This window comes from Fictibacillus norfolkensis (assembly GCF_014836645.1).
In the GTDB taxonomy this organism is placed as follows: domain Bacteria; phylum Bacillota; class Bacilli; order Bacillales; family Fictibacillaceae; genus Fictibacillus; species Fictibacillus norfolkensis.
This window is the reverse complement of record NZ_JACSQM010000013.1, coordinates 36,458-61,731: the sequence shown is the minus strand read 5'-3', so window position 1 is coordinate 61,731 and position 25,274 is coordinate 36,458. Positions and strand designations below refer to the sequence as shown.

General features: G+C 42.2%; 43 protein-coding genes. 2 read left to right on the top strand and 41 right to left on the bottom strand.

What is annotated here, in order from left to right; genetic code table 11:
* Positions 1-286 precede the first annotated feature (286 nt).
* On the bottom strand, positions 287-511 hold the full coding sequence (locus H9648_RS19175) for a hypothetical protein (protein ID WP_318243562.1): 225 nt from the start codon (positions 509-511) through the stop codon (positions 287-289).
* 151 nt (positions 512-662) lie between these two features.
* Between H9648_RS19175 and pdaB the strand changes: the two genes are divergently transcribed.
* A complete protein-coding gene (gene pdaB, locus H9648_RS19170) occupies positions 663-1,424 on the top strand; it encodes a polysaccharide deacetylase family sporulation protein PdaB (RefSeq protein ID WP_066390712.1) in 762 nt (253 codons plus the stop codon).
* Positions 1,425-1,442: 18 nt separating this feature from the next.
* On the opposite strand, the gene H9648_RS19165 is transcribed toward pdaB, so the two are convergent.
* Positions 1,443-2,063, bottom strand: a complete 621-nt coding sequence (locus H9648_RS19165; RefSeq protein WP_191755333.1) for a KinB-signaling pathway activation protein — start codon at positions 2,061-2,063, stop codon at positions 1,443-1,445.
* Positions 2,064-2,211: 148 nt separating this feature from the next.
* Here H9648_RS19165 and gerD point away from each other — a divergent pair, with 148 nt between their 5' ends.
* The gene (gene gerD / locus H9648_RS19160) at positions 2,212-2,841 is read left to right on the top strand and encodes a spore germination lipoprotein GerD (RefSeq protein WP_225219004.1); all 630 of its coding nucleotides are present in this window, start codon (positions 2,212-2,214) and stop codon (positions 2,839-2,841) included.
* Between the two features lie 30 nt (positions 2,842-2,871).
* Here the strand turns inward: gerD and H9648_RS19155 are convergent, their stop codons facing one another.
* The 39 genes from H9648_RS19155 to rplC form a co-directional block, all read right to left on the bottom strand.
* Entirely contained in the window at positions 2,872-3,921 is a 1,050-nt protein-coding gene (locus tag H9648_RS19155; RefSeq protein ID WP_191755332.1) for an Mrp/NBP35 family ATP-binding protein, read from the bottom strand.
* A gap of 392 nt (positions 3,922-4,313) precedes the next feature.
* Positions 4,314-5,039, bottom strand: coding sequence for an N-acetylmuramoyl-L-alanine amidase CwlD (gene cwlD / locus H9648_RS19150; protein WP_191755331.1), 726 nt, complete (start codon positions 5,037-5,039; stop codon positions 4,314-4,316).
* Between the two features lie 65 nt (positions 5,040-5,104).
* Positions 5,105-5,545 (bottom strand): DUF2521 family protein, encoded by a 441-nt coding sequence (locus H9648_RS19145; RefSeq protein WP_191755330.1) that lies wholly within the window; start codon positions 5,543-5,545, stop codon positions 5,105-5,107.
* Between the two features lie 333 nt (positions 5,546-5,878).
* Positions 5,879-6,271, bottom strand: coding sequence for a 30S ribosomal protein S9 (gene rpsI, locus H9648_RS19140; protein ID WP_066237857.1), 393 nt, complete (start codon positions 6,269-6,271; stop codon positions 5,879-5,881).
* A 16-nt stretch (positions 6,272-6,287) separates the two neighbouring features.
* Complete coding sequence (rplM, locus tag H9648_RS19135; RefSeq protein ID WP_066237860.1) at positions 6,288-6,725, bottom strand: 50S ribosomal protein L13; 438 nt, start codon at positions 6,723-6,725, stop codon at positions 6,288-6,290.
* Positions 6,726-6,876: 151 nt separating this feature from the next.
* Positions 6,877-7,629 carry a tRNA pseudouridine(38-40) synthase TruA gene (truA, locus tag H9648_RS19130; RefSeq protein ID WP_191755329.1) on the bottom strand — a complete coding sequence of 251 codons (753 nt, stop codon included), beginning with the start codon at positions 7,627-7,629 and terminating at the stop codon, positions 6,877-6,879.
* A gap of 13 nt (positions 7,630-7,642) precedes the next feature.
* Positions 7,643-8,440: an energy-coupling factor transporter transmembrane component T family protein gene (locus tag H9648_RS19125; RefSeq protein WP_191755328.1), complete on the bottom strand. Its 798-nt coding sequence runs from the start codon at positions 8,438-8,440 to the stop codon at positions 7,643-7,645.
* 1 nt (position 8,441) lies between these two features.
* Positions 8,442-9,308 carry an energy-coupling factor ABC transporter ATP-binding protein gene (locus H9648_RS19120; RefSeq protein WP_191755327.1) on the bottom strand — a complete coding sequence of 289 codons (867 nt, stop codon included), beginning with the start codon at positions 9,306-9,308 and terminating at the stop codon, positions 8,442-8,444.
* Positions 9,293-10,123, bottom strand: coding sequence for an energy-coupling factor ABC transporter ATP-binding protein (locus H9648_RS19115; RefSeq protein WP_191755326.1), 831 nt, complete (start codon positions 10,121-10,123; stop codon positions 9,293-9,295). Before H9648_RS19115 ends, H9648_RS19120 begins: the two co-directional genes overlap by 16 nt.
* 508 nt (positions 10,124-10,631) lie before the next feature.
* Positions 10,632-10,994 (bottom strand): 50S ribosomal protein L17, encoded by a 363-nt coding sequence (rplQ, locus tag H9648_RS19110; protein ID WP_066237878.1) that lies wholly within the window; start codon positions 10,992-10,994, stop codon positions 10,632-10,634.
* A 58-nt stretch (positions 10,995-11,052) separates the two neighbouring features.
* Entirely contained in the window at positions 11,053-11,997 is a 945-nt protein-coding gene (locus tag H9648_RS19105; protein ID WP_066390697.1) for a DNA-directed RNA polymerase subunit alpha, read from the bottom strand.
* A gap of 143 nt (positions 11,998-12,140) precedes the next feature.
* The gene (gene rpsK / locus H9648_RS19100; protein ID WP_066285572.1) at positions 12,141-12,536 is read right to left on the bottom strand and encodes a 30S ribosomal protein S11; all 396 of its coding nucleotides are present in this window, start codon (positions 12,534-12,536) and stop codon (positions 12,141-12,143) included.
* Positions 12,537-12,556: 20 nt separating this feature from the next.
* Positions 12,557-12,922 (bottom strand): 30S ribosomal protein S13, encoded by a 366-nt coding sequence (gene rpsM, locus H9648_RS19095; protein WP_066390695.1) that lies wholly within the window; start codon positions 12,920-12,922, stop codon positions 12,557-12,559.
* 21 nt (positions 12,923-12,943) lie between these two features.
* Positions 12,944-13,057, bottom strand: coding sequence for a 50S ribosomal protein L36 (rpmJ, locus tag H9648_RS19090; protein ID WP_007203526.1), 114 nt, complete (start codon positions 13,055-13,057; stop codon positions 12,944-12,946).
* A gap of 35 nt (positions 13,058-13,092) precedes the next feature.
* Complete coding sequence (infA, locus tag H9648_RS19085; protein WP_066237890.1) at positions 13,093-13,311, bottom strand: translation initiation factor IF-1; 219 nt, start codon at positions 13,309-13,311, stop codon at positions 13,093-13,095.
* Entirely contained in the window at positions 13,304-13,624 is a 321-nt protein-coding gene (locus tag H9648_RS19080; RefSeq protein WP_191755325.1) for a KOW motif-containing protein, read from the bottom strand. Before H9648_RS19080 ends, infA begins: the two co-directional genes overlap by 8 nt.
* 17 nt (positions 13,625-13,641) lie before the next feature.
* A complete protein-coding gene (gene map / locus H9648_RS19075) occupies positions 13,642-14,388 on the bottom strand; it encodes a type I methionyl aminopeptidase (RefSeq protein WP_191755324.1) in 747 nt (248 codons plus the stop codon).
* Positions 14,385-15,038, bottom strand: a complete 654-nt coding sequence (locus H9648_RS19070) for an adenylate kinase (RefSeq protein WP_191755323.1) — start codon at positions 15,036-15,038, stop codon at positions 14,385-14,387. Before H9648_RS19070 ends, map begins: the two co-directional genes overlap by 4 nt.
* A 68-nt stretch (positions 15,039-15,106) precedes the next feature.
* Positions 15,107-16,408, bottom strand: coding sequence for a preprotein translocase subunit SecY (gene secY / locus H9648_RS19065; protein ID WP_191755322.1), 1,302 nt, complete (start codon positions 16,406-16,408; stop codon positions 15,107-15,109).
* Positions 16,408-16,848, bottom strand: a complete 441-nt coding sequence (gene rplO / locus H9648_RS19060; protein ID WP_191755321.1) for a 50S ribosomal protein L15 — start codon at positions 16,846-16,848, stop codon at positions 16,408-16,410. Before rplO ends, secY begins: the two co-directional genes overlap by 1 nt.
* 31 nt (positions 16,849-16,879) lie before the next feature.
* Positions 16,880-17,068 carry a 50S ribosomal protein L30 gene (gene rpmD, locus H9648_RS19055; protein ID WP_066237910.1) on the bottom strand — a complete coding sequence of 63 codons (189 nt, stop codon included), beginning with the start codon at positions 17,066-17,068 and terminating at the stop codon, positions 16,880-16,882.
* A gap of 14 nt (positions 17,069-17,082) precedes the next feature.
* On the bottom strand, positions 17,083-17,583 hold the full coding sequence (gene rpsE, locus H9648_RS19050) for a 30S ribosomal protein S5 (protein ID WP_191755335.1): 501 nt from the start codon (positions 17,581-17,583) through the stop codon (positions 17,083-17,085).
* A gap of 14 nt (positions 17,584-17,597) precedes the next feature.
* Positions 17,598-17,960, bottom strand: a complete 363-nt coding sequence (rplR, locus tag H9648_RS19045; protein WP_066237916.1) for a 50S ribosomal protein L18 — start codon at positions 17,958-17,960, stop codon at positions 17,598-17,600.
* Between the two features lie 31 nt (positions 17,961-17,991).
* Positions 17,992-18,531 carry a 50S ribosomal protein L6 gene (gene rplF, locus H9648_RS19040; RefSeq protein WP_191755320.1) on the bottom strand — a complete coding sequence of 180 codons (540 nt, stop codon included), beginning with the start codon at positions 18,529-18,531 and terminating at the stop codon, positions 17,992-17,994.
* 24 nt (positions 18,532-18,555) lie between these two features.
* Entirely contained in the window at positions 18,556-18,954 is a 399-nt protein-coding gene (rpsH, locus tag H9648_RS19035) for a 30S ribosomal protein S8 (protein WP_191755319.1), read from the bottom strand.
* 32 nt (positions 18,955-18,986) lie between these two features.
* Complete coding sequence (rpsN, locus tag H9648_RS19030; RefSeq protein WP_066390681.1) at positions 18,987-19,172, bottom strand: 30S ribosomal protein S14; 186 nt, start codon at positions 19,170-19,172, stop codon at positions 18,987-18,989.
* Positions 19,173-19,196: 24 nt separating this feature from the next.
* The gene (gene rplE / locus H9648_RS19025; protein WP_066390678.1) at positions 19,197-19,736 is read right to left on the bottom strand and encodes a 50S ribosomal protein L5; all 540 of its coding nucleotides are present in this window, start codon (positions 19,734-19,736) and stop codon (positions 19,197-19,199) included.
* Between the two features lie 26 nt (positions 19,737-19,762).
* Entirely contained in the window at positions 19,763-20,074 is a 312-nt protein-coding gene (gene rplX / locus H9648_RS19020; RefSeq protein ID WP_066294477.1) for a 50S ribosomal protein L24, read from the bottom strand.
* 57 nt (positions 20,075-20,131) lie between these two features.
* Positions 20,132-20,500 (bottom strand): 50S ribosomal protein L14, encoded by a 369-nt coding sequence (rplN, locus tag H9648_RS19015; RefSeq protein ID WP_191755318.1) that lies wholly within the window; start codon positions 20,498-20,500, stop codon positions 20,132-20,134.
* Between the two features lie 45 nt (positions 20,501-20,545).
* A complete protein-coding gene (gene rpsQ, locus H9648_RS19010) occupies positions 20,546-20,809 on the bottom strand; it encodes a 30S ribosomal protein S17 (protein WP_066390676.1) in 264 nt (87 codons plus the stop codon).
* A 22-nt stretch (positions 20,810-20,831) separates the two neighbouring features.
* Entirely contained in the window at positions 20,832-21,035 is a 204-nt protein-coding gene (gene rpmC / locus H9648_RS19005) for a 50S ribosomal protein L29 (protein WP_066237940.1), read from the bottom strand.
* Positions 21,025-21,459, bottom strand: coding sequence for a 50S ribosomal protein L16 (rplP, locus tag H9648_RS19000; RefSeq protein WP_066237943.1), 435 nt, complete (start codon positions 21,457-21,459; stop codon positions 21,025-21,027). Before rplP ends, rpmC begins: the two co-directional genes overlap by 11 nt.
* Positions 21,460-21,461: 2 nt before the next feature.
* The gene (gene rpsC, locus H9648_RS18995; protein ID WP_066237945.1) at positions 21,462-22,121 is read right to left on the bottom strand and encodes a 30S ribosomal protein S3; all 660 of its coding nucleotides are present in this window, start codon (positions 22,119-22,121) and stop codon (positions 21,462-21,464) included.
* Between the two features lie 3 nt (positions 22,122-22,124).
* The gene (gene rplV / locus H9648_RS18990; RefSeq protein ID WP_066237948.1) at positions 22,125-22,466 is read right to left on the bottom strand and encodes a 50S ribosomal protein L22; all 342 of its coding nucleotides are present in this window, start codon (positions 22,464-22,466) and stop codon (positions 22,125-22,127) included.
* Positions 22,467-22,485: 19 nt separating this feature from the next.
* Positions 22,486-22,764, bottom strand: coding sequence for a 30S ribosomal protein S19 (gene rpsS, locus H9648_RS18985; RefSeq protein WP_066237951.1), 279 nt, complete (start codon positions 22,762-22,764; stop codon positions 22,486-22,488).
* Positions 22,765-22,821: 57 nt separating this feature from the next.
* On the bottom strand, positions 22,822-23,652 hold the full coding sequence (gene rplB / locus H9648_RS18980) for a 50S ribosomal protein L2 (protein ID WP_066390675.1): 831 nt from the start codon (positions 23,650-23,652) through the stop codon (positions 22,822-22,824).
* Between the two features lie 28 nt (positions 23,653-23,680).
* Positions 23,681-23,968: a 50S ribosomal protein L23 gene (gene rplW / locus H9648_RS18975; RefSeq protein ID WP_137792245.1), complete on the bottom strand. Its 288-nt coding sequence runs from the start codon at positions 23,966-23,968 to the stop codon at positions 23,681-23,683.
* A complete protein-coding gene (gene rplD / locus H9648_RS18970) occupies positions 23,968-24,591 on the bottom strand; it encodes a 50S ribosomal protein L4 (RefSeq protein WP_066390669.1) in 624 nt (207 codons plus the stop codon). Before rplD ends, rplW begins: the two co-directional genes overlap by 1 nt.
* Before the next feature lie 17 nt (positions 24,592-24,608).
* A complete protein-coding gene (gene rplC / locus H9648_RS18965) occupies positions 24,609-25,247 on the bottom strand; it encodes a 50S ribosomal protein L3 (RefSeq protein WP_066390667.1) in 639 nt (212 codons plus the stop codon).
* Positions 25,248-25,274: the final 27 nt, after the last annotated feature.

The window sequence follows — 25,274 nt, the reverse complement described above, 5'->3', positions numbered from 1 at the left end:
ATCAAACTCTCCATAAAAGTGTTTGTCTTGCTCGATTTTAAAACTGACGGAATTAATTCTTAATTCCTTACCTATTTTCTTTTGTTCAGTTTTCAAAGAACTGTGTATTTCGTGTGTCGCTCGTTTTTGCGACTTTTATAAGATACCACCGTTGGCTAGTTGATGTCAACAGCTTTTTTTAGTGATTCTTAATTTGTTTATTTCGTTTGTTTCAGCCGCTGTAAAAGCGACAAGAAGTAATATACCATCTTCTCAATAATGTGGTCAATAGTTTTTTAGAAAAAAGTTAATTTCTTTGTTTTTGCCTTAAATACCTTCTGCAATCAGACGGCTTAGCAAACCTACAGAATAAACGATAAATGATCTGATACCTCTCTTCTAAAACGGATTTCACAATAGCGTCGATCTTATGGTCTTCAAGATCAAACCTAAGTTCCTCCATCTCTTTTTTTAGCACATACTCAAATTCATGAAGTTCTTGTTGATTCAATAACATACCTACCAAAGACAATGGACGACACCCCGCTAAGTATTTTTCTTTTACCATTATGGCCATGAATAGTAGGAGTTATTATTTTATGGGATTATCTAAGTTTTCGGTATATCTTGTCCCTTTCATCATAGATATTTTGTAAGGAAGATGGACAGGGGGTAGATGGTTTATGAAATTTTTCTTTGTTATTAACGGCAAGAAAGTGAAACAATACATGGTTGTTGTATTTGCAGCATTTTTTGCTGCTTCACTTGCTTTTGTAGGACAGCAGCAACTATCTGTGTTTTCATCTAAAGATGGACCCCGAGCGATTTATAAGGGAGAAGACCAAGGGAACAAAGTATCTCTTACATTTGATATCAGTTGGGGCGATAAGCGAGTTACGCCAATCTTGGACGTCTTAAAGGACAAAGGCGTAAAGAATTGCACTTTTTTCATATCAGCCGCTTGGGCTGAGCGTCATCCTGAGATCGTTGAACGCATCGTAAAAGATGGTCATGAAGTGGCCAGTCTTGGTTATCAATACAAAAGTTATACCGATTGGGAAGACAAACAGATTAAAAGGGATATCCTTTTAGCTCAGGAAAAGATTAAAAAGGTATCTGGAAAAATGACTTCTCTTATTCGTCCGCCGAACGGAAACTTTGATGAGCGTGTCTTAAACATCTCTGAAGACCTTAACCATACGGTAGTTCATTGGAGCATCGACACGAAAGATTGGAAAAATCCTGGAGTAGATCGTATTGTGACCACGGCTACCGATGAGACGAAAGCTGGAGACATCATCTTGCTTCATGCATCTGATTCGGTTAAGCAAACGCACAAAGCACTTCCTACAATTATCGATAAACTGCGTGACGATGGATTTAAATTTGTAAGTGTAAGTGAAATGATCGCGAATACAGAGGCCAATAGCAAAGAGGTTAACTAATTAATAAAAGCCCCTGCCTTATAAGGCAGTGGGCTTTGTTTGTTTAGATGACTTAGATTGATTGGACTGCAACAGTCGATGCAGCATTAAAATTTGATACGTATTACAAAACATGATCGGAACAAATCCCATCCAAAGCGAAAGAGTATTGTTTTCTTTCAACACCGGCACCCATTCTAAAATAGTGACGACTGTGATGAAGAAAAGCGTTGGTATGAATGCTACACTCGTTGTTTGCTTTACTTTTACATATGCAATGATCATTCCGTAAGCTAAAATCGCAAGCGGAATAAGAATGTAATTAACGACACTGTCTCCTTCGTTGTGAAAGGATGTATATCGTAAATAGAACAGATCGAATAGAACGACTGCAATCAATACAAGTTGTACACCATTCCAAAGGCGATGGCTTTTAAAGATACCAAGTCCAAAGCGATGAACGGTTAAATATGCAAAAAAGCCCATCTGACTAAAAACACTGAACAACGCGCCGAAACCGATCAATCCAAAAATATATAGAAGAACTTCTAAAGCGCTGCTGTCTTCAGGAAACTTTAATATAAGACCAACTGTGATTGCACTAACAATCCCAATTAACAATGTGGTAAAGAATAAAAAGATCCAGCTCCTAATTTTCACGCCTGTTTTCCCCCTCTAACATGCTCCGTAACGATTGTACCAATGTCTTTTTTAAATTGCCAGTTTTCCTTTAAATAACCAGTATAAATACGTGCTAAAAATCAATCCTATAAGTATCGAGCTCAACTTGAAAGGAGGAGGAATTACATTGAAAAAAATATACATTTTCCTCTTTTGTATCTCTCTTGCTGCTCTTTCGGGCTGTGCTCAAGAAGCCCAAGGCAGTTCTCAGGTCGATTATGAAGCAACAAAAAAGATGCTAGTCGATCTATTAAAGACAGATGAAGGGAAAAAAGCCATCAAAGAAGTGTTATCTGATAAAGAAATTCAACAAGATATACTCATTGATCAAGAAGTCATCAAACAGACGATTGAAAAGCAGCTTCTTTCTGAAAAAGGACAGAAGTTTTGGCAGACCCTTTTTAAAGATCCGAAGTTCTCAGTAGCTTTTGCAAAAAGTATGCGAAAAGAACACGAGAAGTTGATGAAGGATCTTATGAAAGACCCGCAATATCAAGCAGAAGTGATGAAAATCATGCAGAATCCGCAAATGGCAGAAAAATTATTATCTCTCGTTGATACACAGCCTGTTAGAAAAGAAATGAAGAAAGTGATGCTTGAGACGTTTGAGAGTCCGATCGTACAAGCTCAAATTCAAGAGATGTTAAAGAAAGTGGCTCATGAAGAAATTGATCAGTCCATCTCGAAAAAAGGAAAAGAAGCTTCAACATCTGGCGGCGGACAAGAGCAACAAGAAGACTCCACAAGCCCGCAATAAAAGCCTCCCGACAACCGGAAGGCTTTTTCTTTAGTTTGTTTTATCAATGATTTTCTTTGCCATCTGAATATAATGTTCACCGATCGGATGTGTTTGGTCATACACACTCGGCGCAAAATCATCTTCTTTTATCTCAGGCTGACCAAGCGGAATTTGGCCAAGTAACGGTACATTTAACTCTTCTGCTAAACGTTTTCCGCCGTCTTTCCCAAATACATATTCCTTCTCACCTGTTGATCCGCTTTGGAAGTATGACATATTCTCAACGATTCCAAGAACTTCATGGTTTGTCTTAATCGCCATCGTTCCTGCACGTGCTGCTACGAAAGCTGCTGTAGCATGAGGTGTCGTTACGATTACTTCTTTACACTTCGGAAGCATCTTGTGAACATCAAGTGCTACGTCACCTGTACCAGGCGGTAAGTCTAGAAGAACATAGTCTAGATCTCCCCATTCTACTTCGCTGAAGAAATTCATGAGCATCTTCCCGAGCATCGGTCCGCGCCAGATAACAGGTGCGTTATCTTCAACAAAAAATGCCATGGAGATTACTTTTACATCAAAACGTTCAACCGGAAAGATTCGATCGCCTTTTACTTTCGGACGCTCTGTAATTCCCATCATATCTGGAACACTGAACCCATAAATGTCAGCATCGATCAATCCGACTTTTTTTCCAAGCCTTGCAAGAGCAACAGCTAAATTCACAGAAACCGTTGATTTCCCTACACCGCCTTTACCACTTGCGATCGCGATAAATTGAGTCTTGCTGCTTTCGGAAAGAAGAGTAGTTGGCGCACTCTGCGCTCCCGCTTCACTCGGGTCCACAGCCGTAATGTCGTCCCTTTTTTCGAAACGAAGTCCGACAGATTCCACTCCTGCATTTTTCAAAACTTGAACGATCTGCTGCTGCAGCTGCATTTGTTCTGGTGTTCCTGTATGTGCTAAGCCAATCTTCAGCCCCACATATCCTTCTTTTATCTTCAACTCACGGATACTTCCAGAGTCGACCATGCTTTTATGTAAATAAGGGTCTTGAATAGGACCTAACAGCTCGATGACTTTTTCTTCTGTAAGCACATAGACACATCCTTTACCTGTAAAATTCCTTTTCAGTATATCACAACCCCCACTGACAATCATGTAAGCGGTTTTTTAGATGTGTAATCTCTTCTCAAGATTTTTTTGATAAGTAACGCAAAACATCACTGCAAGTTGGTTGAAGTGGAAGGCGGGTATATGAAATAGCATCTCGTAGGCATGGACAAGGAGGCTCGCTATGATAGGTACGAACATTTACTGTCGACTTTTGTGAAAATACTGTCCACTTTTCGAATTTTACTGTCCACTTTTACACGTTTACTGTCCACTTCAGTATTTTTACTGTCCACTCCAAGTTACCCGCCCGGAAAACGAGCACCTGAAACGGAGATCAACCTCTTTAAACGAGTTGCAATAAAAAAACACCCCCTCTAATCAAGAGGAGATGTTGGTGGTGTTTCATTTGTATAAAAGCGCAGCATCCCCTGGTAGATCGATGCCGCTATACTTTTTTGATATGATTCAGTTTTTAAAAGTTCCCGTTCTGTTGGATTGGACAAGAAACCAACTTCGACTAGGGCTCCTGGTACTTCTGCTGTTCGAAGCAAGTATAGTCCTTCTATGGATTTTGCGAATCGGTTCGTATTGTTTAAATTTCGTTTGATTTCGTCTTGAATAAATTTAGATACCGCTTCGCCGTCTTCTTTTCCAGGATGATAAAAGACTTGAGCGCCTCTCCACCGGGATGAAGGCAAAGAATTAAGATGAATCGAAATAAATAAGTCCGCATGATTTTCGTTAATAATTCGTTTTCGTTCTTTTAAATCTTCATATTTGCGATGACGTAATTTTTTTGTTCCCTCGTTAGCGAGATCTGTGTCCGTCTCTCGTGTCATGATGACGAGTGCTCCCGCTTCTTGCAAATAATCTCGAAGCAAAACGGAAATGTTTAACGCGATCTCTTTTTCAAGAACTTCTCCATCACCAACCGCACCACCGTCAGCTCCGCCATGACCTGGGTCAATTACGATAATCTTTCCAGAGAGCGGCATGTTCCACGAGCGCAACGAATCATCATCTAAAAAATGATAGGTGAAAATAAAGATAAGGACTGCGCATCCAAGTGCAAATGCGGCTCCCTTCACCCACTTCTTCATGTTTCGTCCCCCTATACAAGCCATATAACATTATATATATGGGACAAGAAGAAATTTATAACTGATTATTGCAGCTTCATGCGGTAGCGTTTTTCACCGTTTTTATAGCCTTCCATCCACCAAATATGAACGAATGCCTCACAGCATAGATGAAGGGATTCCATCATCATCTCTGTTCCCCAGCACCAGAACTGCCAATATTCAAAAAGACCGTCTGCGATTGCCTTCTGTTTAGCATAAGCCCTCTCCTTAATCTTTTCTAACGTTTCTCCGTGATAGGCAAACCTGCTATAGCCCGCGCCTAAAAGATAAGAATCGATCGCCAAGTCGATGCATGCATCTTCAATATCATTTTGATAAAGAAGCGAGTATTGAAAAAATGGTTGAAACAAACGCTGAAATTCTTTTTTTATAGTAGCAAGGGATAAGTCCCGAAGTACTTTACGCTCGAACGTTTCTTTTTTGTAACGCTGCTTTTCTTTAAAGTTGTTTAATACAATTGCCATTGTTACCTCCCCTTTCATCATGTTGTGTATTTCCATATCTATATTTTCTCCAGAGATGGATTCACGACACTACATAAAAGATGGGAATAACTCTTTACTGTATGCGGTGGGGATATATGCAGAGCAAGATCTGATCAGCCTTAGACTTAATTTTTTTGTTTTAGACTTAATTTTTCTGATTAGACTTAATTATTTGGATTAAGACTCAATTTTCTCGATTCAGGCTTAATGGTTCCGGAATTAAACTTAATCTCCCGAATCAGACACGAATCACAAATAAAAAAACCCCGCTCTCTAAAAAGAGAACAGGGCTTTGATAAACGAAAATAGAAATTAACGTTTTGAGAACTGAGGTGCACGACGAGCGCCTTTAAGTCCGTACTTCTTACGCTCTTTCATACGAGCGTCACGAGTAAGGAATCCAGCTGCTTTAAGAGAACCGCGGTACTCAGGATCTGCTTCTAGAAGCGCACGAGAGATACCGTGACGGATAGCTCCTGCTTGTCCAGTGTATCCACCGCCATGAACAGTAACTAATACGTCATACTTGTCAGTTGTTTCAGTTGTGTTAAGTGGTTGCTTAACGATAAGCTTTAAAGTTTCTAATCCGAAAAATTCGTCAATGTCACGTCCGTTGATTACGATACGGCCTTCACCAGGAACTAATCGTACACGCGCTACGGAGTGCTTACGACGTCCAGTGCCATAATATTGTACTTGTGCCACGTAAATACCCTCCTTTTTATCCGCGTAACTCGTAGTTTTCAGGTTTTTGTGCTTGGTTGTTGTGCTCAGCTCCAGCATAAACGTGAAGCTTTTTGAACATTTGGCGACCAAGGCTGTTCTTTGGAAGCATACCTTTGATTGCTAGCTCAAGCATTTGAACTGGACGAGTTGTACGCATTTCTAATGCAGTTCTCGTACGCAGTCCACCTGGGTGACCAGTGTGGCGGTAGTAAATTTTGTCTGTTAATTTCTTACCTGTTAATTCAATCTTCTCAGCGTTGATGATGATTACGTGATCACCAGTGTCAACGTGTGGTGTATAAATAGGCTTATGCTTACCGCGAAGGATAGATGCAACTTCACTGGATAGACGTCCAAGTGTTTTGCCTTCAGCGTCGATCACAAACCATTTACGTTCTACTTCAGAAGCTTTCGCCATGAAAGTCGTACGCATGTGTTTTCCCTCCTGTATCTTCAATCAAATTTCATTATATTCATGTGAACATTTCCCGAGATATCTACACGGGGCATGTGGACGATATCTGTAGAAATACCAAATAATATCTTATAATATATAAACAACGATGTCAAGCGTATCCTAAATATTATTCCATTTTATTTGCATAATCTACACGAAAGAGATAGAGTCCGTTTGCCGGAGCTGTTTTTCCAGCGAACGCACGGTCCTTGCTTTTTATAATCGCAGTGATCTTCTCTGGGTTTCGCTTTCCTTGTCCAACTTCTAAAAGTGTACCTACAAGAATGCGGACCATATTATATAAAAAACCGCTGCCTCTTACCTTGAGCGTTAGGACATCCCCCTGTTCTTCAACATCAAAAGCAAAGATCGTACGAATTTTATCTTCCACTTCGGACTTTGCTGATGAAAAAGAGGTAAAGTCATGTGTACCTAAAAATAACGACGCAGCTTGCTTCATATCCTCTACGTTTAAAGAATATGGAAAATGAAACATATGATTTCTTTGGAACACATCTGGTTGCATACTTCTTAAAATTTTATAGTGATACTCTTTACCTGTTGCAGAAAATCGAGAATGAAACGAATCGCTGACCATCTCTACGTCTCTTATTAGAATATCATTAGGAAGCATCGCATTCAATGCCTTCCCCCAAGCTTCTGAAGGAATCTCCATAGAAGTATCAAAATGAAACACTTGACCGATCGCATGAACACCCGCATCCGTGCGTCCTGAGGCATAGATGCCTACAGGTTCCCCTTTGTGCATCTTTTGCAGCACGGTCTGAATCGTTCCTTGCACCGTTCTGCCGCTAGGCTGTATTTGGTATCCGGCAAACTCAGTACCGTCATAGGCTACGGTCACTTTCATACGAGCCATGTTCAATCTCCTTTTAATTGCGTAATAAGAATAGTGAAAGCGTCAGCAGTGCTAGTAAAATGAGAGCAAACGTATCACGTTGATGCCACTCTAGCGCACGAAGACGAGTTCTGCCTTCACCACCTCGGTATCCTCTCGCTTCCATCGCAAGAGCGAGTTCTTCAGCCCGCTTGAACGATGAAACGAATAACGGAACCAAGAGCGGTACAAAAGCCTTTGCTCGTTCTTTGATCGGACCGCTCGTGAAATCAGCACCACGTGCCATCTGTGCTTTCATGATCTTTTCCGTCTCTTGTAAAAGTGTTGGAATAAATCTGAGTGAGATCGACATCATTAACGCGAATTCATGAACAGGCAGTTTCCACTTTTTTAATGGTCCTAATAAGTGCTCCAACCCGTCTGTAATATCGATCGGTGTTGTTGTTAAAGTCAAAAGTGACGTCATCATAACAAGCAGCAAAAGCCTTAGTGCAATGAATATCCCTTGAATCACTCCGCCTTCGTAAATTTCAAGAAAGCCCGCTTTATAAAGCAGATCGCCTTCTTTTGTTAAGAAGATATGCAAAAGCATCGTAAACACGACGAGTAACAGAATTGGCTTTAATCCTTTATATAAAAAACGAAATGGAACTTTTGACAAACTGATCGTGACTGCCGTAAAAGCGATCAGTACCCCATAAGTCACCCAGTTGTTTGCCAGAAAGACAATAAACAAATAAAAGAAGGCAGCAATGAGCTTCGAACGTGAATCCATTCGATGAAGTGGAGAGGAAGCTGGATAATACTGCCCGATAATGACATTCTGCAGCATATTAGTTCCCCCTCTTCTTCAGACTTTGACTAACTTGTTCAGCCAGCTCTTCTACTGTAAACTTCGTTAAAGCAAGATTAAGTCCAGACTTCTCATTCCACTTTTGTAAAAATTGAACGGTCTCTGGCACATCTAATCCCACTCTCTTTAATGCTTCTCGCTCACTAAAGATATCAGTCGGCTTACCATGCAGATACAGTTCGCCTTTATGCATCACAGCAATCTCATCCGCATATTTCGACGCATCCTCCATACTGTGAGTAACAAGTATTGTAGTGAGGTTGTTTCTTTCATGCAGGGAATTGAACAGCTCCATAATCTCAACACGGCCAGCTGGATCTAGTCCTGCTGTAGGCTCGTCCAAGATCAACACTTCGGGATTCATAGCAAGTACGCCCGCAATCGCCACACGGCGCATCTGACCACCGCTTAAGTCAAAGGGAGACTTGCTTAGAACACTCTCTGGAAGTCCTACCATTTCGATCACTCTAGCAGCTGTGAGTCTAGCTGTTTCCACAGACACACCGAAATTCCGCGGACCGAACATGATATCTTTTTCTACCGTTTCTTCAAAAAGCTGATGTTCAGGGTACTGAAAAACAATTCCGGCCTTTTTTCGAAGGGATTTCAAATCTTGCTTCTTACCGCCAGCTTTGAGTTCAGTACTGCCCATCTTTATCGAACCTGCGGAAGGCTTTAACAGTCCATTAAGATGCTGGATGAGTGTAGACTTTCCAGAGCCGGTATGCCCGATCAAAGCAAGGAATGTACCATCCGCGATATCGAGGTTAATATCGTGCAGGGCCCGTCTCTCGAACGGAGTTCCCTCCATGTAACTATGCTCTAGACGGTTTATGCTAATTTCCATAATGCATTCACCAGCTCTTCCTGCGTTAAATAGCTTTTATCAAGCTCCACACCTTGTTGGCGAAGAGCCTCACTTAACTTTAGTGAAAACGGTAAATCCAGACCGGCCGATTTCAACAGATCACGCTGCTGAAAAATGTCTTCAGGTATGCCCTCAGCTGCCTTCTCTCCCATTTTCATGACAACAACTCTGTCTGCACTTAGCGCTTCCTCTAAATCATGAGTGATGGAAATGACAGTGATGCCTTCTTTTTTATTCAGTTCGCGCACGGTATCGATGACTTCAATCCGACCGATCGGATCAAGCATCGATGTTGCCTCATCCAAAACGATAACAGAAGGTTTCTGCGCCAATATCCCAGCGATCGCGACTCTTTGCTTCTGTCCACCGGATAACTGATGAGGTTCCTGGTTTAAGAAAGCTTCCATTCCCACCCTTGCTACACTTTCATTGATACGCTTAACCATCTCTTCACGCGGAACGCCAAAGTTCTCAAGTCCAAACGCAATATCATCTTGTACGCTCGTTCCTACGAACTGGTTGTCAGGATTTTGAAAGACCATCCCTACAAGTCTTCTCACTTCCCATATGTCGTCAGGAAGGCCTGTCGTGTACTGTGAGACAAATACAGCACCTTCACTAGGCAACAATAGTCCGTTGAGCATTTTTGCCAACGTGGACTTCCCAGAGCCGTTATGGCCCACGATCGAAAGCCATTCCCCTTTATGCACGTCTAGCGTCACACCTTTAAGTGTAGGTGTCTCTTCTCCCGGATAATAAAAGGTCACATCTTTAACGGTAATGATGTTTTCCATGTGACATCCTCCTCTTAACTGCTGCTCATTCTAAGCTGCTCTCTGCTCGATATTAGATTTAAGGCTTTGTTACTTTGTTGCTTTTAGCGAGGATTTCTCAACAAACCTTTACAAGGGACAAATAGTCTTGAAATTCCGCTAATTTCTTTCTGTGGATTCAATTCTGCTATTTTTCCGCAGAATAAATTAAGATTCGGCTCTCATAACAAGTTATCACTTATACCGAACGGGGTATTTCAGCCATTAATTCGAGAAATTTTTGGAATAATCCTAGAAATTTCATAGTTAATACCGCGAGTTTTGGCTATAATCCGGCGGGTTTGGCTCATATATCGGCGAGTCGACACAACACGACAACACTCGAACACTGTATACCCTCAACCTCAATAAAGATACCCAATCCACTCACACATTTCTAACATTTCTGATATAACTTAAAAGTTCAGGATAAAATAAAAAAGGGCAAGATTGTCATTGAAGACTTGATCCCGCCCTTTCATACGTTTTATTAAACTAATTCAATGATAACCATTGGTGCACCATCACCACGGCGAGGGCCGATTTTTGCGATGCGAGTGTAACCACCGTTACGCTCTGCATAGCGAGGTGCAAGATCACTGAAAAGCTTTTGTAGAGATCTTTGTCCAGACTCAGCGTCTGCTACTTCGTTACGAAGGAACGATGCAGCTTGACGGCGAGCATGAAGGTCTCCACGCTTACCAAGCGTAATCATTTTCTCAGCAAATTTACGAACTTCTTTTGCACGTGCTTCTGTAGTTTCAATACGCTCGTTGATGATTAGATCAGTAGCTAAATCACGAAGCATTGCTTTACGAACCGCAGATACACGACCTAACTTTTGGTATCCCATGCTTGTATTCCCTCCTCTGCGCGTTTCTCTCTCGTCTTGAAAAAGCGCGTATTACGAATTAATCGTCAGCGCGTAACGAAAGACCTAGCTCTTCAAGTTTCTCTTGAACTTCTTCAAGAGATTTCTTTCCAAGGTTGCGTACTTTCATCATGTCTTCTTCAGACTTATTCGCAAGTTCTTGAACTGTATTAATGCCAGCACGCTTTAGGCAGTTATAAGAACGAACAGAAAGATCAAGTTCTTCGATCGTCATCTCAAGTACTTTTTCTTTTTGGTCTTCTTCTTTTTCTACCATAATCTCAGCGTTCTGAGCTTGATCTGTTAAGCCAACAAAAATGTTTAAATGTTCGCTAATGATCTTCGCACCAAGAGAAACTGCTTCCTCTGGACGAATGCTCCCATCTGTCCATACATCAAGCGTTAGCTTATCATAGTTTGTTACTTGTCCTACACGAGTGTTTTCCACTTGATAGTTTACACGCGAAATTGGCGTGTAAATAGAATCAACAGGAATTACTCCGATCGGCAGGTCTTCGCGTTTATTGCCTTCTGCCTGTACATAACCACGACCACGTTTCGCATGAAGCTTCATTTGGAAATGAGCTCCTTTTGCTAGTGTTGCGATATGAAGATCCGGGTTAAGGACTTCAACATCGCTGTCATGCGTAATGTCGCCAGCTGTTACAACACCGTCACCTTGTACATCGATTTCAAGTGTCTTCTCTTCATCAGAGTAAATCTTCATTGCAAGTTTCTTTAGGTTTAAGATGATGGTTGTAACATCTTCAACTACACCTTCAACTGTAGAGAACTCATGCAATACGCCATTGATCTGAATAGATGTAACTGCTGCACCAGGTAGTGAGGACAACAAGATACGACGCAAGGAGTTGCCTAGTGTAGTCCCGTATCCACGTTCAAGTGGTTCAACAACAAACTTTCCGTATGTGGCATCGTCGCTGATTTCAACCGTCTCAATTCTTGGCTTTTCGATTTCGATCATTCAACTGAACCCTCCTTCAAACGTCGAATCTCGGCTGGAGATTTCCAGCCGAAATTCCCCATAGGCATTCCGACTTATCATTTACCAAAACTTTCACTATAACCATTATAGACAAGTTATAGAAATATATACCGTGTATATTGTTACACGCGACGGCGTTTTGGCGGGCGGCAACCGTTGTGAGGTACAGGAGTAACGTCACGAATAGCTGTTACTTCTAAGCCTACCGATTGAAGGGCACGGATTGCTGCTTCACGTCCAGCACCAGGTCCTTTAACGGATACTTCCAACGTTTTCATACCATGTTCCATTGCAGTTTTACCAGCTGTTTCAGCCGCCATTTGTGCTGCGAACGGAGTAGACTTACGAGAACCTTTAAATCCTAGGTGACCAGCAGTCGCCCAAGAGATTGCGTTCCCGTGCGTGTCAGTGATCGTAATGATCGTGTTGTTGAATGTAGAACGGATATGTGCTACGCCGACTTCAACATTCTTTTTGACACGACGTTTACGTGTATTAGTCTTACGTGCTTTTGCCATTTAGAGTTTACCTCCTTTACTTACTTTTTCTTATTCGCTACTGTACGACGAGGTCCTTTACGAGTACGGGAGTTGTTCTTCGTGTTTTGACCACGTACTGGTAATCCACGACGATGACGAACACCACGATATGCTCCGATCTCGATTAGACGCTTGATGTTTAGTGATACTTCACGACGAAGGTCACCTTCCACTTTGTGTCCATCGATGACTTCGCGGATTTTATTTAATTCATCTTCAGTAAGATCACGAACGCGTGTATCTTCAGAAACTCCAGCTCCAGCAAGAATTTGCTGTGCTTTTGTTTTACCGATACCGAAGATGTATGTTAAAGAGATTACTACTCGCTTATCACGAGGAATATCTACACCTGCAACACGTGCCATAATTTTTGCACCTCCTGTATATTAACCTTGTTTTTGTTTATGTTTCGGATTTTCACAGATCACCATTACAGTGCCTCTGCGGCGAATTACTTTACATTTTTCACATATTGGCTTGACTGATGGTCTTACCTTCATTGTTTATAACCTCCTTATGTCACGGAGTACATTGATTATTTAAAACGATACGTTATACGACCACGTGATAAGTCATACGGAGACAATTCTACGGTTACTTTATCCCCTGGAAGAATTCGAATGTAGTGCATACGAATCTTTCCAGAAACGTGCGCTAGAACTTTGTGTCCGTTTTCTAGTTCAACACGAAACATGGCGTTCGGAAGAGGTTCAATTACTGTACCTTCGACCTCAATAACATCATCTTTAGCCATCGACTTGATCTCCCTTCTTCAGAGCAATGACTTTCTCGTCGGAAAACTTCGCTACTGCATAACGCAATTTGCCATTGGTTACACGACCTGTTTCAAGAATGCTTTTAACAACTTCCGGAGAAGTAAAATCCAGCAGTTCTAAGTGGTTTAGGTTCTTGCGCTTGGCTCGATCAAACTTTCTTTTGTCACCATCTGCTACGAGGACGAAACGCCCATCGAGAATACCGACAATCACACCTAACCGATCTGCGTCTCTTCCTTTTAGTATCCGAACCAGTTGACCTATGCCCGGTACCGAATCAGATTCGCTCACCATCTCATCACCTTCACTTAGATCTTTGTTAAGATTTCAAAGCCTTCTTCCGTAATGACAACCGTGTGTTCAAAATGAGCACACCATTTGCCATCCGTTGTGACAACCGTCCAGTTATCGGATAATGTTCGAACATAGCGAGTTCCCGCATTAATCATAGGCTCTATTGCTAGAACCATGCCCTTTTTCAGCACCGGCCCTTTACCAGGCGGTCCATAATGAGGAATTTGCGGGTCCTCATGTAAGTCCTGGCCTATTCCGTGTCCGACATATTCGCGAACAACAGAAAACCCTTCACTCTCAGCATACTTTTGTATCTCATGAGAAATGTCAGTTAACCGGGCACCGGCTTTTGCTTTTTCAAGTCCTTTATATAAAGACTCTTCGGTTACATCCAGAAGTTTTTGAGCTTCATCTGAAATCTCGCCAACTCCATACGTCCAAGCGGAGTCACCGTGGTATCCTTTGTACTTCGCCCCAATATCTATAGAGATAATGTCGCCATGGTTGAGTACGCGTTTACCTGGAATTCCGTGCACAAGTTCTTCATTTACAGAAGCACAGATGCTCCCACTAAAACCATTATAGTTTTTAAATGAAGGAATTGCACCTTGGCTGCGGATAAACGTATCAGCAATTTTATCCAGTTCCTTAGTAGTTATGCCAGGCTTAATGTGTTTTTTTAACTCTTGATGAGTTAAGGCAACAATGCGACCTGCCTCCCGCATGATATCAATCTCTCGCGGTGTTTTGCAGATTATCATTTCGCCAATCCCCCAATAAGTTGGTCAATGTCTTGAAAGACTTTGTCGATATCCTGATCACCATTAATGTTTTTCAGGTAACCTTTTTCACCATAAAAATCAAGCAGTGGTTTAGCCTGCTTCATGTTTACATTTAAACGGTTTCGAACGGTCTCTTCATTATCATCTTGACGTTGGATAAGCGTACCGCCGTCTTTATCACATACTCCTTCAACCTTTGGCGGGTTGAATATTACATGATACGTGCTTCCGCATGTTTGGCAAATCCGACGACCTGTTAATCGCTGCATAAGCTGATCAGAATCTACTGAAATGTTTAACACATAATCAATCGTTCTTCCTAGCTCTGTTGTGATTTCTTCTAATGCTTCCGCTTGGGCAACTGTCCGAGGGAATCCATCAAGTAAAAATCCTTTTTCGCAGTCCTTTTTAGAAAGTCGGTCACGTACGATACCGATTGTAACTTCGTCAGGGACGAGGTTACCCGCATCCATGTACGATTTTGCCTCAAGTCCAAGAGGAGTCTCCTCTTTAATTGCTGCTCGGAACATATCTCCAGTAGAGATATGAGGTATTCCGTATTTCTCAACAATTCTTTCTGCTTGAGTACCCTTACCTGCTCCGGGCAATCCCATTAAGACTAGATACATCTAATCCCTCCATAAATCACAATCGTCTTTTTTAAAGAGCATGTGGGAAGATGAATCTTCCCGTGCTCTTACTTTATGAAGCCTTTGTAGTGTCGCTTGATCAGCTGACTCTCAATTTGCTTCATGGTGTCTAGTGCCACACCTACAACAATCAGCAAGCTTGTTCCACCAATTTGAATGGCTGGCGGAAGGTTCAAACCTGGAATTGCTGTAAAGACAACTGGCAGGACTGCAACTGCAGCCAGGAAAAGAGATCCAACAAATGTTAATCGATACAGAATTCTTGTTATATAAGTTTGAGTGTTAGCTCCTGGACGAATGCCAGGAATGTATCCACCCTGCTTCTTTAAGTTTTCCGCCATTTGCTCCGGATTTACTTGGATGAACGTATAGAAATACGAGAATCCAATAATAAGGAGCGCATATATAATCATTCCGACTGGTTTCGTGTAGTCAAACGTGTTGATAATCCAAGTCGTAACATCATTCTGTCCGAAGAAGCCGGCAACAGTTCTTGGCGTGATGATCAAGGAAATCGCGAAGATAACCGGGATAACACCTGCTGCGTTTACTTTAATCGGAAGATGAGTTGACTGGCCGCCAACAGGCTTTGTTCCAACGACTCGCTTTGCATACTGAATCGGGATTTTCCGAACACCTTGTTGAATAAAGATAACACCCATAATAATGAGTATAATCGCAAGAGCAAGCAGTACAATCGTTACAATATGCATGAATAACTGATCGTTACCACCTTCAAATTGCGTTGTGAAAAGCTGGTTAACTGCTGTAGGAATAGCTGCGGCAATCCCCGCAAAAATCAGAACTGAAATTCCGTTTCCAATCCCCTTAAGGGTAATCTGCTCACCTAACCACATTAAGAATGCAGTACCTGCAGTTAAAACTAACGCGATAAAAAGATACGTAGACATACTAGGGTTTTGAATAAGTCCTGGGAAAAGATTGTTAAAACCGATAGACATACCGATTGCCTGGATAAAACCAAGAACAATAGTTCCATAACGAGTGAATTGAGCTAATTTCTTACGCCCAACTTCACCTTGCTTACTCCACTCCGTAAATTTAGGAACAACGTCCATCTGCAGAAGCTGCACGATGATCGATGCTGTAATATACGGCATGATACCCATAGCGAAAATGGAGAAGTTCTGTAAAGCTCCACCGCCAAACGTATTCAAAAAACCAAAAATGTTAGCACTGTCGCCTGTACTGAATTTCAGTACATCGCGATTTACGCCTGGTACTGGGATAAATGTTCCTAAACGGAACACTACCAGCATAGCAAGTGTAAACAATATCTTGTTTCTCAGATCACCCACACGCATAATGTTGGAGATTGTCTGGAACATTAGATCACCTCAGTAGTTCCGCCCGCTGCTTCAATTGCTTCTTTAGCAGAAACAGAGAATTTGTGCGCCTTAACTGTAAGCTTAGCTTCTACCTTGCCATTTCCTAGAACTTTGATTCCGTTTTTAAGACTGCTAACTACTCCTGTTTCGATAAGAAGTTCCGGAGTAACTACTGTGCCCTCTTCAAAACGAACTAGCTTCTCAAGATTTACAACTGCATACTCTTTACGAGTAGGGTTTGTGAATCCGCGTTTCGGTAAACGACGTGCTAGTGGATTTTGTCCACCTTCGAATCCAGGTCTAACACCACCGCCTGAACGAGAGTTCTGACCTTTATGACCACGACCACTTGTTTTACCATTGCCTGATCCGATACCGCGACCTAAACGATTGCGAACTTTACGGGATCCTTCTGATGGCTTCAACTCATGAAGTTTCATCTGAGCACCTCCTCATGATTTATTTATACTATTAAGCTTCTAATTCTTTCACTGTTAAAAGGTGAGACACCTTGTTAACCATACCGCGGATAGCCGCGTTATCTTCGTGTACAACCGTCTGGTGCATTTTGCGCAAACCAAGTGTCTTAACAACGATACGTTGGTTTTCAGGACGGCCGATAACACTACGAGTGAGGGTGATTTCTAATTTCTTAGCCATCTAAAGTTCCCTCCTTAACCTAAAAGCTCATGTACTGATTTACCGCGAAGTTTCGCAACGTCTTCAGCACGCTTTAAATTTTTCAAACCTTCGATAGTTGCACGAACCATGTTGATTGGGTTGTTAGATCCAAGTGACTTAGAAAGGATGTCACCTACACCAGCAAGCTCCAATACCGCACGTACAGGTCCACCAGCAATTACCCCAGTACCTTCAGATGCAGGTTTAAGAAGTACGTTACCTGCTCCAAAGCGTCCAATTACTTGGTGAGGAATTGTTGTTTTTACGATCGGTACAGTTACTAAGTTCTTCTTAGCATCTTCAATCGCCTTACGGATCGCTTCTGGTACCTCTTGGGCTTTACCAGTACCGAATCCAACGTGACCGTTTTTGTCACCAACTACAACTACTGCAGCAAAGCGGAAACGACGTCCACCTTTTACTACCTTAGCTACACGGTTAACGGTAACGACGCGTTCTTCAAGTTCAAGTTTGTTAGGGTCGATACGCATCAGGTTCCCTCCTTCGATTAAAATTCTAACCCAGCTTCACGAGCTGCGTCTGCTAATGCTTTAATACGTCCGTGATATAAATATCCGCCTCGGTCAAATACTACCGATTTGATTCCTTTTTCAACTGCGCGCTTTGCGATTTCTTGACCAATCGCTTTAGCAGCATCTACGTTCCCACCGTTTTCTACACTTACACCTTTATCAAGGGAAGATGCAGATACAATTGTTACACCTGCTTGATCATCGATCAATTGAGCATAGATGTGCTTTGTAGAACGGAATACGTTCAAACGAGGACGTTGTGCTGTTCCGCTTACAACGCGGCGAACACGAGCATGTCTTTTCTTACGAGCGACATTCTTATCTGCTTTCGTGATCATCCTTTGCACTCCTTTCCGCTACCTAACGGCTTTATTTACCAGTTTTACCTTCTTTACGGCGAACGAATTCACCTTCGTAACGAATACCTTTACCTTTGTAAGGCTCAGGTGAACGAACTGAACGGATGTTTGCAGCAACTTCACCAACACGTTGCTTGTCAATACCCTTAACGATTACCTTCGTGTTAGAAGGTACTTCGATGTCGATCCCTTGCTCAGGAACGATTTCAACAGGATGAGAGTAACCTACGTTAAGAACAAGCTTGTTACCAGCTTTGGAAGCACGATATCCAACCCCGATAATTTCTAGAGCTCTTTCATAACCGCTAGTTACACCGATAACCATGTTGTTTAGTACGCTACGAGTTGTACCATGCAATGCACGGTGCTCTTTGTGGTCGCTCGGGCGTTCCACAGTAATTTCGTTATCTTGAACATTAATCTTAATGTCAGCATTGAATTTGCGAGAAAGTTCACCTTTAGGGCCTTTTACAGAAACCGTGTTGTCAGTTGCAACATCGATCGTAACGCCACCTGGAACTTCAATCGGTTTGTTACCTACGCGAGACATGTTGACACCTCCATTCGCTATTTATTACCAAACGTACGCTAGTACTTCGCCACCCATTTGTGTTTGGCGAGCTTCTTTATCAGTCATAATGCCTTTAGAAGTAGATACGATCGCAATACCAAGTCCTCCAAGTACACGTGGAAGATCAGTTGATTTTGCATAAACACGTAGACCAGGCTTAGAGATACGCTTAAGACCTGAGATTACACGCTCATTGTTAGAACCGTATTTAAGGAAGATACGAATCATTCCTTGTTTGCTATCCTCTACATATTCCACATCGCGAACAAAACCTTCACGCTTTAGGATTTCTGCGATTTCTTTTTTCATATTAGAAGCAGGAAGCTCCAATTTATCGTGACGAACAGTGTTTGCGTTGCGGATACGAGTAAGCATATCTGCAATTGGATCTGTCATAACCATTACTAGTTACCTCCTTCCCTTTTTTCAGGGTATTACCAGCTGGCTTTTTTAACGCCAGGAATTTGACCTTTGTAAGCAAGTTCTCTGAAACAAATACGGCACAGTTTGAACTTGCGGATTACTGAATGAGGACGCCCGCAACGTTCACAGCGCGTATATTCTTGCACTCCGAACTTTTGCTTGCGTTGTTGCTTAGCAATCATGGATTTCTTTGCCACGGGTAAACCTCCTTTGGCTAAAGGTTATTTTTGGAACGGCATTCCGACTTGTGTAAGAAGCTCACGTGCTTCTTCGTCAGTGTTCGCAGTCGTTACGATAACGATGTCCATTCCGCGAACTTTGTTTACTTTATCATAGTCGATCTCTGGGAAGATCAATTGCTCTTTAACTCCAAGCGTGTAGTTACCGCGGCCGTCGAAAGACTTCTTGGAAACCCCGCGGAAGTCACGTACACGTGGAAGGGAAACGCTGATTAACTTATCAAGGAAGTCATACATGCGCTCTCCGCGAAGTGTAACTTTTGATCCGATCGGCATACCTTCACGAAGTTTGAATCCAGCGATAGATTTCTTAGCACGCGTGATCACAGGCTTTTGACCAGCGATTGCTGTAAGTTCCTCTACTGCTGTATCTAACACTTTAGAGTTGGATACTGCTTCACCAACACCCATGTTGATAACGATTTTTTCGATCTTTGGTGCTTGCATTACTGAAGTGTAATTAAACTTTTCCATTAGAGATGGTAAGATCTCTGCTTTATATCGCTCTTGTAGACGGTTCATTATGTGTCCTCCTTTCACTCTGAGACTTATTTATCTAGGGTTTCACCAGATTTTTTGGCCACACGAACTTTTTTCCCATCAACTACATTGTAGCCTACACGAGTAGGAGCACCAGTTTTAGGGTCAAGAGGCATTACGTTAGAAGCATGAATTGGTGCTTCTTGGCTAAGGATTCCACCTTGTGGATTAGCTTGAGAAGGTTTTGCGTGTTTCTTAACAACGTTCACGCCTTCAACAAGCACTCTGTTTAGCTTCGGATAAGCTTCAAGGATCACACCTTGTTTACCTTTATCCTTGCCGGAAATAACTTGTACTTTATCGCCTTTTTTCACATGCAATGGCATTGTGATGTTGCACCTCCTTACAAGACAATAAACGCCTTGCTAGTAAATATATTAAAGAACTTCTGGAGCAAGAGATACGATTTTCATAAATTGCTTGTCACGAAGTTCACGTGCTACTGGTCCGAAGATACGAGTTCCTCGAGGACCTTTATCATCCTTAACGATTACAGCCGCGTTCTCATCAAAGCGGATGTAAGATCCGTCGTTACGGCGCATACCACGCTTAGTACGTACCACTACCGCTTTAACAACGTCACCTTTCTTAACAACGCCACCTGGTGTTGCGGACTTAACCGAACAAACGATGATGTCACCAACGTTAGCGTACTTACGACCAGAACCACCAAGAACTTTAATGCAAAGTAACTCTTTCGCACCGGAGTTATCAGCTACTCTTAAACGGGATTCTTGTTGAATCATGCGAATGGACCTCCTTTCGGATATGAGTATAATCCGAACAATTTATTAAATAATTACTGCTTCTTGTACTACTTCAACTAGACGGAATCGCTTGTCTTTAGAAAGCGGACGCGTTTCCATAACCTTTACGATATCGCCAATCTTAGCAGTGTTGTTTTCATCATGCGCTTTTAACTTTTTAGAGTATTTAACGCGTTTATTATATAAAGTGTGAGTCTTGTATGTTTCAACAAGCACTGTAATCGTTTTGTCCATCTTGTCAGAAACAACACGACCAGTGTACACCTTGCGCTGGTTACGTTCACTCATTGTGCGAACCTCCTCTCAAGATTTAACCGTTAGTAATCCCAAGCTCTCTTTCGCGTAAAACCGTTTTTGCACGGGCAATTGCTTTACGAACTTCACGAATGCGGGCCGGGTTTTCAAGTTGACCTGTCGCTAGTTGGAAACGAAGGTTAAAAAGCTCTTCTTTAAGTGCTTTTGCTTTTTGTTCAACTTCTGCAGTGGTCAGGTTACGAATATCATTAGCCTTCATTTGTGTCACCACCCACTTCTTCGCGTTTAACAAACTTACATTTTACAGGAAGTTTGTGTGCTGCAAGACGCAACGCTTCGCGTGCCACTTCTTCAGAGACACCTGCGATTTCAAACATAACTTTTCCTGGCTTAACTACAGCTACCCATCCTTCAGGAGCACCTTTACCAGATCCCATTCGGACTTCTAGAGGCTTTGCAGTGTAAGGCTTAGACGGGAAAATTTTAATCCATACTTTACCGCCACGCTTCATATAACGAGTCATCGCAATACGAGCTGCTTCGATCTGACGGTTAGTAATCCAGCTAGCTTCAAGAGCTTGCAAACCGAATTCTCCGAAATGAACTTCAGTACCGCCTTTTGCGTTCCCACGCATTTTACCGCGGTGTTCACGACGATATTTAACACGTTTTGGCAATAACATAATTATTTGCCTCCTTCCTCTTTTTTCGTTCCTCTTGTTGGAAGGACCTCACCACGATAAATCCAGATTTTAACTCCAAGCTTACCGTAAGTTGTGTCTGCTTCAGCAGTACCGTAATCGATGTCTGCACGAAGTGTGTGAAGAGGAACTGTACCTTCACTATAATGTTCAGCACGAGCGATATCAGCTCCGCCAAGACGGCCTGACACTTGTGTTTTGATACCTTTCGCACCCATACGCATTGCACGTTGGATCGCCTGCTTCATAGCACGACGGAAAGATACACGGTTTTCAAGTTGACGAGCGATGTTTTCAGCAACTAGCTTAGCATCAACGTCAGCTTGTTTGATTTCAAAGATGTTTACGTGAACTCTTTTACCAGTGATGTCGTTAAGGGCTTTACGAAGTGCTTCAACTTCAGATCCACCTTTACCGATAACCATTCCTGGTTTAGCAGTTTTGATTGTGATATTCACACGGTTAGCTGCACGTTCGATTTCAACACCTGATACAGCAGCGTCTTTTAAACGCTTTTCAATATAAGAACGGATCTTAAGGTCTTCATGTAAAAGATTAGCGTAATCCTTTTCAGCGTACCATTTTGAATCCCAGTCACGGATGACGCCAATACGTAGACCTATTGGATTTACTTTTTGACCCACGTCTTAACCCTCCTTCTTTTCAGAAACAACGATTGTGATGTGGCTAGTACGTTTGTTGATACGGCTTGCGCGACCCATCGCACGAGGACGGAAACGCTTAAGAGTAATACCTTCATCAACGAACGCTTGCTTAATCACCAAGTTGTTCGGTTCCATTTCATAGTTGTGTTCTGCGTTTGCGATAGCAGACTTAAGCACCTTTTCAATTACAGGAGAAGCTGCTTTAGGCGTCAAACGTAGAATCGCAAGTGCCTCACCTACTTGCTTGCCTCGAATCAAGTCGATTACGATGCGAGCTTTACGAGGAGCAATACGCACTTGTTTAGCAATTGCTTTTGCTTCCATTTTGTGTACCTCCCCTCAGTTAACGTCTTGTTTTCTTATCATCAGCTGCATGGCCTTTGTAAGTACGAGTAGGTGCAAACTCACCTAACTTGTGACCGACCATATCTTCTGTACAATAAACCGGCACGTGCTTACGACCATCATAAACAGCGATTGTGTGACCGATGAAGTCAGGGAAAATCGTAGAACGACGAGACCAAGTTTTAACTACTTTCTTGTCGTTAGATTCATTAAGTGCCTCGACCTTTTTCATCAAGTGGTCATCTACAAAAGGCCCTTTTTTCAAACTGCGACCCATTTGAGAACCTCCCTTTGTGTTTGCGCTACGGCTCGATTGAACCGTAGTACAATCACATTATTTTTTGCGACGACGTACAATGTACTTGTCAGTTTGGCTATTTTTCTTACGAGTTTTATATCCAAGAGTTGGTTTACCCCATGGAGACATTGGTGATTTACGTCCGATTGGAGCGCGTCCTTCACCACCACCGTGTGGGTGATCGTTAGGGTTCATTACAGAACCACGAACTGTTGGGCGGATACCCTTCCAACGAGAACGACCTGCTTTACCAACGTTCACAAGTTCATGCTCTAAGTTTCCAACTTGACCGATTGTTGCGCGGCAAGTAAGAAGGATCATACGAACTTCACCAGAACCTAGACGAACTAGCGCATACTTTTCTTCTTTACCAAGAAGTTGAGCTTCAGCACCAGCTGAACGAGCCAATTGTCCACCTTTACCAGGCTTAAGTTCGATGTTGTGAATTGTAGAACCTACAGGAATGTTAGCTAATGGAAGTGAGTTACCTACTTTAATATCAGCTTCAGTACCGGACATGATTTCTTGCCCTACTTTAATTCCTTTTGGAGCTAAGATATAACGCTTCTCACCATCTGCATAGTGGATTAGCGCGATGTTAGCCGTACGGTTTGGATCGTACTCGATTGTAGCAACGCGACCTGGTATTCCGTCTTTGTTACGTTTGAAATCGATGATACGATACTTACGCTTGTGTCCTCCACCTTGGTGACGAACAGTTAGTTTACCTTGGTTGTTACGCCCAGCTTTTTTGCTAAGAGGAGCAAGCAAGGATTTTTCTGGTTGGTCAGTTGTAATTTCAGCAAAGTCAAGCTGAGACATATTACGACGACCGTTAGTTGTCGGTTTAAACTTTTTGATACCCATTGTAATTTCCCTCCTTTACGAGTTCTTTTTAAACTCCTTCAAAAAAGTCGAGTTCTTTGCTTTCTGGAGTTAATGTAACTACAGCTTTTTTACGTTTAGAAGTGTAACCAGTATGACGGCCTACACGCTTAAACTTACCTTTGTAGGTAGCAGTGTTAACAGATTGAATTTTCACGCCAAAGATTTCTTCTAGTGCGCCTTTGATTTGAGTCTTAGTAGCACGAGGGTTAACTTCGAACGTGTATTTTTTGTCAGCCATTATTTCAGTAGAACGCTCTGTAATAACGGGGCGCTTAATCACATCACGAGCTTCCATTATGCGAGCACCTCCCCTACTTTTTCCACAGCGTCTTTAGTCATAAGAAGCTTGTCGTGGTTTAACACGTCAAGAACACTAACGCCGTTAGCCGTAACAACTGTTACGCCAGGGATGTTACGTGCAGACAATGCAACAGCGTCATTGTAATCAGCTGTTACAACTAATGCTTTACGATCTGCGGATAGATTTGCAAGTACTTGCATCATTTCCTTTGTTTTAGGAGCTTCGAATGCAAGTCCTTCTAAAACGATTAAGTCGTTATCTAGAACCTTAGAAGATAGCGCTGATTTAATAGCTAAGCGACGAACCTTCTTAGGTAATTTGTAAGAATAGCTTCTTGGTGTTGGTCCGAAAACCACTCCACCGCCAACCCATTGTGGAGAACGGATAGATCCTTGACGAGCACGTCCAGTACCTTTCTGTTTCCATGGCTTGCGTCCACCACCAGCAACTTCAGAACGGTTCTTTACATCGTGCGTTCCTTGGCGCTGTGATGCTTGCTGCATAATAACAGCGTCGAAAAGCACGCTTTTATTTGGTTCAATACCGAAAACGGAATCGTTTAATTCGATATCGCCAGCTTGAGTACCATCTTGTTTAAATAATGCTACTTTTGGCATCAGATTGTCCTCCTTCCTTATTTAGCATCCTTTGCTTTAACAGCAGAGTTAATTGTAACGTAGCTCTTTTTCGCTCCAGGTACGTTACCTTTGATTAGTAGAAGATTACGTTCTGCATCAACTCTTACAACTTCTAAGTTTTGTACAGTTACTGTATCTCCGCCAGTACGTCCAGGTAATGCTTTCCCTTTGAAAACACGGTTAGGGTCAACAGCACCCATTGAACCAGGACGACGGTGGTAACGGGAACCATGGCTCATTGGCCCGCGTGATTGCCCGTGACGTTTGATAACACCTTGGAATCCTTTTCCTTTAGATGTACCAGTAACGTCTACAGCGTCACCTTCTGCAAAAATGTCAGCTTTGACTTCCTGACCAACTTCGTATCCCGCAACATCAACATTACGGAATTCTTTAACGTAGCGCTTAGGGCTCGTGCTAGCTTTAGCAGCATGTCCTGCTTGTGGCTTGTTAGAACGAGAGTCTTTTTTATCATCAAATCCAAGTTGGATAGCTTCGTAGCCATCATTCTCAACGGATTTCTTTTGAAGAACAACGTTAGGAGTTACTTCTACTACAGTAACTGGAATTAGATCTCCGTTTTCTGCGAAAACTTGAGTCATACCAATTTTTCTACCTAAGATTCCTTTGGTCATTCGTCACACCTCCTATTAATAAGTAAA